This is a genomic window from Pseudomonas sp. LH21 (assembly GCF_036549575.1).
GTDB classification, from domain to species: Bacteria; Pseudomonadota; Gammaproteobacteria; order Pseudomonadales; family Pseudomonadaceae; genus Aquipseudomonas; species Aquipseudomonas peradeniyensis.
Genome location: NZ_CP144367.1, coordinates 525,648 through 535,000, shown reverse-complemented (window position 1 = coordinate 535,000; position 9,353 = coordinate 525,648). Strand labels below are relative to the sequence as shown.

General features: G+C 65.7%; 12 protein-coding genes (1 of these 12 only partly in view). 9 read left to right on the top strand and 3 right to left on the bottom strand.

Annotation, left to right across the window (positions count from 1 at the left end):
* A protein-coding gene (tyrS, locus tag VUG52_RS02550; RefSeq protein ID WP_050703547.1) for a tyrosine--tRNA ligase crosses the window boundary here: on the bottom strand, positions 1 to 57 show its 5' portion. It extends 1,143 nt beyond the left edge of the window; only the first 57 of its 1,200 coding nucleotides appear in the window; it begins with the start codon at positions 55 to 57; its stop codon lies off the left edge, out of view.
* Positions 58 to 270: 213 nt separating this feature from the next.
* Between tyrS and VUG52_RS02545 the strand changes: the two genes are divergently transcribed.
* Both VUG52_RS02545 and VUG52_RS02540 read left to right on the top strand, forming a co-directional pair.
* A complete protein-coding gene (locus VUG52_RS02545) occupies positions 271 to 1,686 on the top strand; it encodes a peptidoglycan DD-metalloendopeptidase family protein (protein WP_050703546.1) in 1,416 nt (471 codons plus the stop codon).
* Between the two features lies 1 nt (position 1,687).
* Entirely contained in the window at positions 1,688 to 2,779 is a 1,092-nt protein-coding gene (locus VUG52_RS02540) for an anhydro-N-acetylmuramic acid kinase (RefSeq protein WP_050703545.1), read from the top strand.
* A gap of 60 nt (positions 2,780 to 2,839) precedes the next feature.
* Here VUG52_RS02540 and erpA read toward each other — a convergent pair whose 3' ends face one another.
* Both erpA and argC read right to left on the bottom strand, forming a co-directional pair.
* Positions 2,840 to 3,190 (bottom strand): iron-sulfur cluster insertion protein ErpA, encoded by a 351-nt coding sequence (erpA, locus tag VUG52_RS02535; protein ID WP_050703544.1) that lies wholly within the window; start codon positions 3,188 to 3,190, stop codon positions 2,840 to 2,842.
* A 145-nt stretch (positions 3,191 to 3,335) separates the two neighbouring features.
* Positions 3,336 to 4,370 (bottom strand): N-acetyl-gamma-glutamyl-phosphate reductase, encoded by a 1,035-nt coding sequence (gene argC / locus VUG52_RS02530; RefSeq protein WP_050703543.1) that lies wholly within the window; start codon positions 4,368 to 4,370, stop codon positions 3,336 to 3,338.
* Positions 4,371 to 4,510: 140 nt separating this feature from the next.
* Here argC and hemJ point away from each other — a divergent pair, with 140 nt between their 5' ends.
* The 7 genes from hemJ (at position 4,511) to VUG52_RS02495 (ending at position 9,350) form a co-directional block, all read left to right on the top strand.
* Positions 4,511 to 4,936 (top strand): protoporphyrinogen oxidase HemJ, encoded by a 426-nt coding sequence (hemJ, locus tag VUG52_RS02525; RefSeq protein ID WP_050703542.1) that lies wholly within the window; start codon positions 4,511 to 4,513, stop codon positions 4,934 to 4,936.
* 30 nt (positions 4,937 to 4,966) lie between these two features.
* Positions 4,967 to 5,923: an NAD(P)H-dependent flavin oxidoreductase gene (locus tag VUG52_RS02520; protein WP_050703541.1), complete on the top strand. Its 957-nt coding sequence runs from the start codon at positions 4,967 to 4,969 to the stop codon at positions 5,921 to 5,923.
* A gap of 51 nt (positions 5,924 to 5,974) precedes the next feature.
* Positions 5,975 to 6,757, top strand: coding sequence for an SDR family NAD(P)-dependent oxidoreductase (locus VUG52_RS02515; RefSeq protein WP_050703540.1), 783 nt, complete (start codon positions 5,975 to 5,977; stop codon positions 6,755 to 6,757).
* Between the two features lie 64 nt (positions 6,758 to 6,821).
* Positions 6,822 to 7,160 carry a histidine triad nucleotide-binding protein gene (locus VUG52_RS02510; RefSeq protein WP_028689005.1) on the top strand — a complete coding sequence of 113 codons (339 nt, stop codon included), beginning with the start codon at positions 6,822 to 6,824 and terminating at the stop codon, positions 7,158 to 7,160.
* Positions 7,161 to 7,226: 66 nt separating this feature from the next.
* A complete protein-coding gene (gene coq7 / locus VUG52_RS02505) occupies positions 7,227 to 7,874 on the top strand; it encodes a 2-polyprenyl-3-methyl-6-methoxy-1,4-benzoquinone monooxygenase (RefSeq protein WP_110734634.1) in 648 nt (215 codons plus the stop codon).
* 10 nt (positions 7,875 to 7,884) lie between these two features.
* Positions 7,885 to 8,922, top strand: a complete 1,038-nt coding sequence (locus VUG52_RS02500) for a hypothetical protein (protein WP_050703534.1) — start codon at positions 7,885 to 7,887, stop codon at positions 8,920 to 8,922.
* Between the two features lie 2 nt (positions 8,923 to 8,924).
* Positions 8,925 to 9,350 carry a hypothetical protein gene (locus tag VUG52_RS02495; protein ID WP_050703533.1) on the top strand — a complete coding sequence of 142 codons (426 nt, stop codon included), beginning with the start codon at positions 8,925 to 8,927 and terminating at the stop codon, positions 9,348 to 9,350.
* The last annotated feature ends 3 nt before the right edge of the window (positions 9,351 to 9,353 follow it).

Genomic DNA, 9,353 nt, shown 5'->3' with positions numbered 1-9,353 from the left:
CAGTACCTCTTCCGCACCGCGCTTGATAAGCGCCAGCTGCTCTTCAACCGACTTCATAGACAGACCCGCAACGCTAGGATTCAAGGGGAGCCAACCATACAAGATCGGCCATCAAATACAAGTTTCGCAAAGGATTGTGACCCGAACGGCGCACCGCAACGTCTACGCGCCCTTGCGTGAGAATGGATTTGGTTATATTTTATACAGTTATTTCATCTTCATCATGTCATTCATCTTTTCCATTTCACCTTTTTCAAAGTCACCTCACCTATGACCAACGAAACGCCTAAAGCGCCCCCGCTTTATCCGAAAAGCCATCTGTTGGCCGCAAGCGGCATTGCCGCCCTCCTCAGCCTGGCCTTGCTGGTCTTCCCTTCCAGCGAAGTGGAAGCCAAGAAAACCACCCTCAGCCTGGAGCTCGAGAGCCCGGCAGAACAGCTCAAGGACGAGTCCCGCAGCGCCCCCCTGGTAGAGGCCGGGCAAAGCAGCGACTCGCCATTCGCCCAGATCGACGGCGCCGAGCCCGAAACCGCCAAGGCGGAACCGGCGCCGGCCCCCGCCGCCAAGCCGGAAGAGAAAACCCCGGGCCACCGCGAAGTGGTGGTCAGCCGCGGCGATACGCTTTCCACCCTGTTCAACAAGGTCGGCCTGCCGGCCAACGTCGTCCACGACGTGCTGGCGAGCAACAAGCAGGCCAAGCAGTTCAGCCAGCTCAAGCATGGCCAGGTGCTGCAGTTCGAACTGGACAAGGACGGCCAGCTGACCAGCCTGCACAGCAAGGTCAGCACCCTCGAGACCATCCGCCTGAACAGGACCGACAAGGGCTTCGCCTTCGAGCGCGAGGTCAGCAAGCCGGTGGTCCGCACCGCCTACGCCCATGGCGTGATCAAGAGCTCGCTGTCCGCCTCCGCCCAGCGCGCCGGCCTGTCCCACAGCATGACCATGGACATGGCGCGCATCCTCGGCTACGACATCGACTTCGCCCAGGACATTCGCCCTGGCGACGAATTCGACGTGGTCTACGAGCAGAAGATGATGGACGGCAAGGTGGTCGGCACCGGCAACATCCTCTCCGCCCGCTTCACCAACCGCGGCAAGACCTACACCGCCGTGCGCTACACCAACAAGCAGGGCAACACCAACTACTACACCGCCGACGGCAACAGCCTGCGCAAGGCGTTCATCCGCACCCCGGTGGACTTCGCCCGCATCAGCTCGCGCTTCTCCGCCGGGCGCAAGCACCCGATCCTCAACAAGATCCGTGCGCACAAGGGCGTCGACTACGCCGCGCCACGCGGCACACCGATCAAGGCCGCCGGCGATGGCCGCATCGAACTGGCCGGCCGTCGCGGCGGCTACGGCAACACCGTGATCATCGCCCATGGCAATTCGTACAAGACCCTCTACGGCCACATGCAGGGCTTCGCCAAGGGCATCAAGACCGGCTCCAGCGTCAAGCAGGGTCAGATCATCGGCTACATTGGCACCACCGGCCTGTCGACCGGCCCGCACCTGCACTACGAGTTCCAGGTCAACGGTGTCCACGTCGACCCGCTGAGCCAGAAGGTGCCGATGGCCGACCCGATCGCCAAGGCCGAGCGCCAGCGCTTCAACCAGCAGAGCCAGCCCCTGATCGCTCGCATGGATCAGGAAAAGGCCACCCTGCTCGCCGCCAACAAGCGCTGACATGGCGCTCTACCTGGGGGTGATGTCCGGCACCAGCCTTGATGGCCTGGACATCGCCCTGATCGAGCAAGACGAGCAGCTGCGGCTGCTCGCCACCCATTACATCCCCATGCCCGTCGACCTGCGCCAGGACCTGCTCGGCCTCTGCGCCAGCGGCCCCGACGAGATCGCCCGTGCGGCCCTGGCGGAAAACCGCTGGGCCACCCTGGCGGCACAGGGCATCAATCATCTGCTGGCCGCCCAGGGCCTGGCGCCCGACGCCATCCGTGCCATTGGCAGCCACGGCCAGACGGTTCGCCATGAGCCGGCCCGTGGCTTTACCGTGCAGATCGGCAACCCGGCCCTGCTGGCCGAGCTCACCGGTATCTGCGTGGTGGGCGACTTCCGTCGTCGCGACGTGGCGGCGGGCGGCCAGGGCGCGCCCCTGGTACCGGCGTTTCACGAGGCCCTGTTCGGTCATCTCGGCCAGCGCCTGGCGATCCTCAACGTGGGTGGCTTCAGCAACCTGAGCCTGATCGAACGCGAGCAGCCGGTGCATGGCTTCGACTGCGGCCCGGGCAATGTGCTGCTGGATGCCTGGATCGAACGCAAGCAGGGCCAGGCTTTCGATGCCGACGGCGCCTGGGCGGCCAGCGGCAGCGTCCGTCAGGACCTGCTGAGCGCCCTGCTGAGCGATCCGTTCTTCGCCGGCAGCGGCCCGAAGAGCACTGGCCGCGAAGTCTTCAACCTGCCCTGGCTGGACGCCCATCTGGCGCGCCTGCCGGCGTACCGTGACGAAGATGTCCAGGCCACCCTGCTGGAACTGACGGCGCGCAGCATCATCGACTCGCTGCGCCAGGCCCAGGACGACACCGAGGCCCTGCTGGTCTGTGGCGGAGGTGCGCGCAACGGTGCATTGATGGCGCGCCTGGCGGCCCTGCTGCCGGCTGCCAAAGTTGCAAGCACCGCCGCACATGGCGTGGACCCGGATTGGGTCGAGGCCATGGCCTTCGCCTGGCTGGCCCATTGCTGCCTGGAGGGCATCCCGGCCAACCGCCCCAGCGTGACCGCCGCCCGCGGCCTGCGCATCCTCGGCGCGATCTACCCCGCCTGAACACCCGCCAGAATGCAAAACGCCGCGCAATTGCGCGGCGTTTTCACAGCAGGGCCCGGATCAGATCGAGAACGACGAACCGCAACCGCAGGTGGTGGTGGCGTTCGGGTTCTTGATCACGAAGCGCGAACCTTCCAGGCCTTCCTGGTAGTCGACTTCGGCGCCCGCCAGGTACTGGTAGCTCATCGGGTCGACGACCAGCGCAACACCTTCGCGCTCGACGATGGTGTCGTCATCGGCCACGTCTTCATCAAAGGTGAAACCATACTGGAAGCCCGAGCAGCCGCCGCCGGTCACGAACACACGCAGCTTCAGCCGCTCGTTGCCCTCTTCGCTGACCAGGGTTTTCACCTTGTGCGCAGCCCCGGGAGTGAACTCCAAAGCCGTGGGGGTGAAGGTTTCGACGCTCATGTTGATTCTCCCGGCGCAGTGCCGCCATAAAACTCGATGGCGGGTATTATCCGCTTGTCCGAGAAAATCGGTCAAGAATTGTGCGGCTTTAGTCGCCCCCATGAAAAAGGCCCGCGCGAGGCGGGCCCTGGCAACGACCGGCGGCTTACGGCAGCAGCCCGGCGTGGGACAGCCCCATGCGCTCGTCGAGGCCGAACAGGATGTTGAGGTTCTGCACCGCCTGGCCCGAGGCGCCCTTGACCAGGTTGTCGATCACCGACAGCACCACCACCAGGTCACCGCCCTGAGGCCGGTGCACGGCGATACGGCAGACGTTGGCACCGCGCACGCTGCGGGTTTCCGGATGGCTGCCGGCTGGCATCACGTCGACGAACGGTTCGTTGGCGTAGCGTTTCTCGAACAGCGCCTGCAGGTCGACCGAGGTATCGGCGACCGTTGCGTACAGGGTGGCATGGATGCCACGGATCATCGGGGTCAGGTGCGGCACGAAGGTCAGGCCGATGTCCTTGCCCGCCGCCTGGCGCAGACCCTGGCTGATCTCCGGCAGGTGACGATGGCCCTTGACCGCGTAGGCCTTCATGCTCTCCCCGGCCTCGCAGAACAGCGAGCCCACCGCAGCGCCGCGGCCGGCACCGCTGACGCCCGACTTGCAGTCAGCGATCAACCGCGACGGGTCGGCCAGGCCGGACTCCAGCAATGGCAGCAAGCCCAGCTGGGTGGCGGTCGGGTAGCAACCCGGCACGGCGATCAGGCGCGCCTGACGGATCTTCTCGCGGTTTACTTCGGGCAAGCCGTAGACCGCGTCCTTGAGCAGCTCGGGCGCGCCATGGGGCTGGCCGTACCACTTGCCCCATTCGGCGGCGTCCTGCAGGCGGAAGTCGGCGGACAGGTCGATGACCTTGGTGCCGGCCGCCAGCAACTCACCCGCCAGGGCGTGGGCGACGCCGTGGGGCGTGGCGAAGAACACCACATCGCAGGCCGCCAGGGTCTTGGTGTCCGGCACGCTGAACGCCAGGCCATCGTAATGGCCGCGCAGGTTCGGGTACATGTCGGCAACCGCCACGCCCGCTTCGGAGCGCGAAGTGATGACCGCCACTTCGGCCTGTGGGTGCTGCGCCAGCAGACGCAGCAGTTCGACACCGGTGTAACCCGTGCCGCCGACGATACCGACCTTGATCATGACGCTTGCCCCTTATCAACGAGACCACTGGAAAGCGCACGATAATAGGGGCCAAGGGCGCCTGTAACAACTCTTGGGATGACCCTTCGGGCCCTTGGCCTCTACTATCTGACGACCGTGAAAACCTGAAGGAACTCCCCATGCTCTATCTATGGATCAAGGCGCTGCATATCGTCAGCGTGGTCTGCTGGTTCGCCGGCCTGTTCTACCTGCCACGCCTGTTCGTCTATCACGCCCAGAGCCAGGACAGCATCAGCCTCGAGCGCTTCACCACCATGGAGCGCAAGCTGTACCGGGGCATCATGAACCCGGCGATGATCGCCACCTACGTGTTCGGCGGCTGGATGCTGTACCTGAACCCCGGCTGGCTGAGCCAGGGCTGGCTGCACGCCAAGCTCACCCTGGTAGCCCTGCTCACCGTCTACCATCACATGTGCGGCGCCCAGCGCAAACGCTTCGCCGCCGGCACCAACACCCGCAGCCATGTTTACTACCGCTGGTTCAACGAGGCACCGGTGCTGATGCTGCTGGGCGTCGTAATTCTCGTGGTGGTCAAACCGTTCTGACGATATCCACCCGCCTACAGGAGTTTCGCCATGTCCCTGCCCGCCTCGCTCGAACAACGCCTGCGCCTGCCCCTGGTGGCGGCGCCGATGTTCCTGATCTCCAATCCCCGGCTGGTGCTCGCCTGCTGCGCCAATGGCGTGGTGGGCAGCTTCCCTGCCCTGAACCAGCGTGACAGCGCAGGGTTCAAGGCCTGGCTGGAGGAGATCGAGGCCGGGCTGGCCGAGCTGCAGGCGCCTGCGCCCTATGCGGTCAACCTGATCGTGCACCCGACCAATCCGCGCCTGCAGGCCGACCTGGCACTGTGCGTCGAACATCGCGTGCCCATCGTCATCACCAGCCTCGGCGCGGTGAAGGAGGTGGTCGACGCGGTGCACGGCTATGGTGGCCTGGTGTTCCATGACGTGACCACCCGTCGCTACGCCGAGAAGGCCGCCGAGGCCGGCGTCGACGGGCTGATCGCCGTGGCCGCCGGCGCCGGCGGACATGCCGGAACCTGGAGCCCGTTCGCCCTGGTCGCGGAGATCCGCCAGTTCTTCGACAAGACCCTGCTGCTGGCCGGCTGCCTGAACCATGGCCATGAACTGCTGGCCGCGCAATTGCTGGGGGCCGACCTCGGCTACATGGGCACCCGTTTCATCGCCACCCGTGAGAGCCAGGCCCAGGACGCCTACAAGCAGATGATCCTGGGCGCCGGGGCCGCCGATATCGTGCATACCCCCGCAGTGTCCGGCATCCCGGCAAGCTTCCTGCGCCAGAGCCTGGAACAGGCCGGCTACGACCTGGCAGCGCTGAAGAGTGGCCATGACGCCGGCAAGCTCAAGCCACTGGATGACGAGGCCAAGGCCTGGAAGACGGTCTGGTCGGCCGGCCAGGGTGTCGGCGAGATCCATGACCTGCCCGGCGCCGGCGAGCTGATCGGGCGCCTGCAGGACGAGTACCGGACCGCCCTGGCGCGCAGCCAGCAGCTGCGCAGCAACGCCTTGTAGCAAATCGGCCAGGCTGTACACTAGGCGCCCCTTACGCCCCAGGAGCCTTGCATGACCCGTTACGCCATGATCACCGGAGCTTCCAGCGGCCTGGGCCTGGCCCTGGCGGAAGCCCTGGCACGGCGCGGGCGCAACCTGATCCTGGTGGCGCGCCAGCGCGAGACGCTGGAGCCAGTGGCCATCGAGCTCACCCAACGCTTCGGCGTGGAAGTGCTGTTCCGTGCCTGCGATCTCAGCCAGCCTCTGCGCCTGTCGGGCTTCGTCCTCGAGCTGGAGGAAGGCGAGCGGCGCATCGACCTGCTGGTGAATTGCGCGGGGCAACGCAGCTATGGGCCGTTCCTGGCCCATGAATGGGCCGATGAGCAGGACCTGCTGGAGGTCAATATCCTTGCCCTGAGCCGCCTGTGCCACGCCATTGGCAACCTGATGGCGATCCAGGGTGGCGGGCAGATCCTCAACGTCGCGGGACTGGCCGGGGTCGCACCGGGCCCGTGGATGGCTGCCTACGCGGCGAGCAAGGCCTATGTGCTGAGTTTCTCCGAGGCGCTGCGCGAGGAACTGCGGCGCACCGGAATCAAGGTCTCGGTGCTGTGCCCGGGGCCGGTGCGCTCGGCCAGGCGCCGCATCCCACGCCTCGACGGCAACAGCCGCTGCCTGAGCCCCGAGGAAATCGCCCTGTACACCGTCCGCGCTCTGGACAAGAACCGCGCGCTGATCCTGCCCGGCCGGCGCAACCGCTGGCTGGCCTTCGCCCCGCGCCTGCTGCCGCGCTGGCTGACGCGCAAGCTGGCCGGGCTGATCCATCGCCGCTATTGCCCGATCGGCATGGAATAGCCACTGGGCGAGCGGCGGCGGGCTCAGTACACTCAGCCCGGACACTCACCATGGAGCAAGTGCTGTGGAGACTATCTTCACCAAGATCATCAACCGGGAGATTCCGGCAAAGATCATCTACGAGGACGACCAGGTTCTGGCCTTCCACGATATCGCCCCCCAAGCGCCAGTGCATTTTCTGGTCATTCCGAAAAAGCCCATCCGTACCCTCAACGACCTGACCGAAGAGGACAAAGGCCTGGCCGGCCACATCCTGTTCACCGCCCAGCGCCTGGCCCGGGAGCTCGGCTGCGAAGAGGGCTTCCGCGTGGTGATGAACTGCAACGAGCAGGGCGGCCAGACCGTCTACCACATCCACATGCACGTGCTTGGCCAGCGCCAGATGCACTGGCCGCCGGGCTGATCCAAGGCAAGCCTGCCCAGGGGTATTGAGGTAGACTGTCGGGCATCACTTCAGCGGAGGTGCCCGATGGCTACCGAACGTCACTACTCGCCGCTCGACCGCTTGTTGCTGCAGGCCGATACCGCCATGCGCACCTTGCTGCCCTTCAGCGGCCAACCCGCCCGCCCATCCCCGGCGATCATCCAGCCGGACGCCGAACTCGACGAGCAGCAGACCCGCCATATCGCCGGCCTGATGCGCATCAACCACACCGGCGAAGTCTGCGCCCAGGCGCTGTACCAGGGCCAGGCCCTGACCGCCAAGCTGCCCCAGGTGCGCAAGGCCATGGAGCATGCGGCGGAAGAAGAAATCGACCACCTGGCCTGGTGCGAGCAGCGCATTCGCCAGCTCAACAGCCACCCCAGTGTGCTCAACCCGGTGTTCTACGGCCTGTCGTTCGGCATCGGCGCCCTCGCCGGTCTGGTCAGCGACAAGGTCAGCCTCGGCTTCGTCGCCGCCACCGAGCATCAGGTGTGCAAGCACCTGGACGAACACCTGGAGCAGATCCCCGAGAACGACGGCAAGTCCCGCGCCATCCTCGAACAGATGCGTGTCGACGAGGAACACCACGCCGAGTCCGCGCTGGAAGCCGGCGGCTACCGTTTCCCGGCCCCCGTGCGCTTCGGCATGAGCCTGCTGGCCAAGGTCATGACCAAGAGCACCTACCGAATCTGAGACGCGCACCATGGAACGTTTCGACGCCAGGGACCTGGCACGCGCCGTGAGTGCCGGCGTGCTGCACCCGGGGCAGGACCAGGCCTTGCTGGCCTTCCTGCGCCAGCAGCCGGAAAGCCGCGCCAGCTTCCAGCTGGCCCATGTGGCGTTCTATTTCGGCGCACTGCTGATCATGGGTGCCATGGGCTGGCTGCTCACCGAGGCCTGGATGCGCATAGGCGACGGTGCACTGCTGGCCATCGCCCTGCTCTACATCGCCGGGATCACCCTGTTCGCCCTGTCGCTGCAACGACGCAACCAGCCTGTCGCCGCCGGCGTGCTGGCCGCCGTGGCGGTCAGCATCGTACCGCTGGCGGTGTTCGCCATCGAGCGCCTGGCAGGCTGGTGGCCACTGGACGACGCCCAGGGCGACTACCACCAGTACTACACCTACGTGCAGGGTGGCTGGTTGGCAATGGAGGCGGCGACGGTACTGGCCGGGATGCTGATGCTGCGCCTGATTCCCTTCCCTTTCATCGTCATGCCGATCGCGGTGGCCCTGTGGTTCATGTCCATGGACCTGAGCGAGTGGTTCCATGGCGACCTGTTCAGCTGGGAGCAACGGCGCACGGTCTCGCTGTGGTTCGGCCTGGGCCTGCTGTTGGTGTTCCTGGTGATCGACGGACGCACCCGCCGGGACTATGCCTTCTGGGGCTATCTCGCCGGCCTGGCGGCGTTCTGGGGCGGGCTGACGCTGATGGACAGTGGCAGCGAGTGGGGCAAGGCGCTGTACTGCCTGATCAACCTGGGACTGATGGGCCTGGCCGTCCTGCTGCGCCGCCCCGTGTTCATGGTGTTCGGAGCGATGGGGGTGGCGGCCTATCTGGGGTATCTGTCCTACGAGGTGTTCGCCGATTCCCTGCTGTTCCCGGTCATACTGACCTTGATCGGCCTCGGCGTGATCGGTCTTGGCGTGCTGTACCAGAAGCGACGTGAGGCATTGAGCGAGCAGCTTCGGGCACAGCTACCCGAACGTCTGTTGCAGCTGCTGCCGGCATTGCGTCGCTGAACATGGGACGATCGCTCGCCCGGCTGCTGCAGGGCCTTAGCCTGATCCCGGTCGCCTATCTGTTCGTTTGCCTGATGGTCGCCAGTGTCGGGCAAAGCACTTTCAGCCTGGAACTGCCGACGCTTACCGACCCTGACAGCAACAGCACCGCCGAGCTGATGCTCGGCACACTGCCCGCGCAGTTGCTGTTCCTGCTGCTCAGCGCGTTTTTAGCCAGCCGCCAACTGCTGGTCGGCACGTTCGTGCTCGCTGGCACGTTGGCTGCGTGGCTGCAGTGCCAGGTGTTTGCCGAACACTTCGGCACCACCTGGAGCAGCAGCGAAATCCTCATCCTGCTCGGGGTGAATACGCCCTGGCTGGTGCTTGCGCTGATCCCGGGGCTCGCGTTGCTGCTAGGTGTCGAACGCCTGCACAAGCAAAGCGCCTGACCG

Excerpts from the sequence above, each read along its gene's own strand:
- VUG52_RS02545 (WP_050703546.1), top strand. The coding sequence starts at position 271 with ATGACCAACGAAACGCCTAAAGCGCCCCCGCTTTATCCGAAAAGCCAT.
- VUG52_RS02540 (WP_050703545.1), top strand. The coding sequence starts at position 1,688 with ATGGCGCTCTACCTGGGGGTGATGTCCGGCACCAGCCTTGATGGCCTG.
- erpA (WP_050703544.1), bottom strand. The coding sequence starts at position 3,190 with ATGAGCGTCGAAACCTTCACCCCCACGGCTTTGGAGTTCACTCCCGGG.
- argC (WP_050703543.1), bottom strand. The coding sequence starts at position 4,370 with ATGATCAAGGTCGGTATCGTCGGCGGCACGGGTTACACCGGTGTCGAA.
- hemJ (WP_050703542.1), top strand. The coding sequence starts at position 4,511 with ATGCTCTATCTATGGATCAAGGCGCTGCATATCGTCAGCGTGGTCTGC.
- VUG52_RS02520 (WP_050703541.1), top strand. The coding sequence starts at position 4,967 with ATGTCCCTGCCCGCCTCGCTCGAACAACGCCTGCGCCTGCCCCTGGTG.
- VUG52_RS02515 (WP_050703540.1), top strand. The coding sequence starts at position 5,975 with ATGACCCGTTACGCCATGATCACCGGAGCTTCCAGCGGCCTGGGCCTG.
- coq7 (WP_110734634.1), top strand. The coding sequence starts at position 7,227 with ATGGCTACCGAACGTCACTACTCGCCGCTCGACCGCTTGTTGCTGCAG.
- VUG52_RS02500 (WP_050703534.1), top strand. The coding sequence starts at position 7,885 with ATGGAACGTTTCGACGCCAGGGACCTGGCACGCGCCGTGAGTGCCGGC.
- VUG52_RS02495 (WP_050703533.1), top strand. The coding sequence starts at position 8,925 with ATGGGACGATCGCTCGCCCGGCTGCTGCAGGGCCTTAGCCTGATCCCG.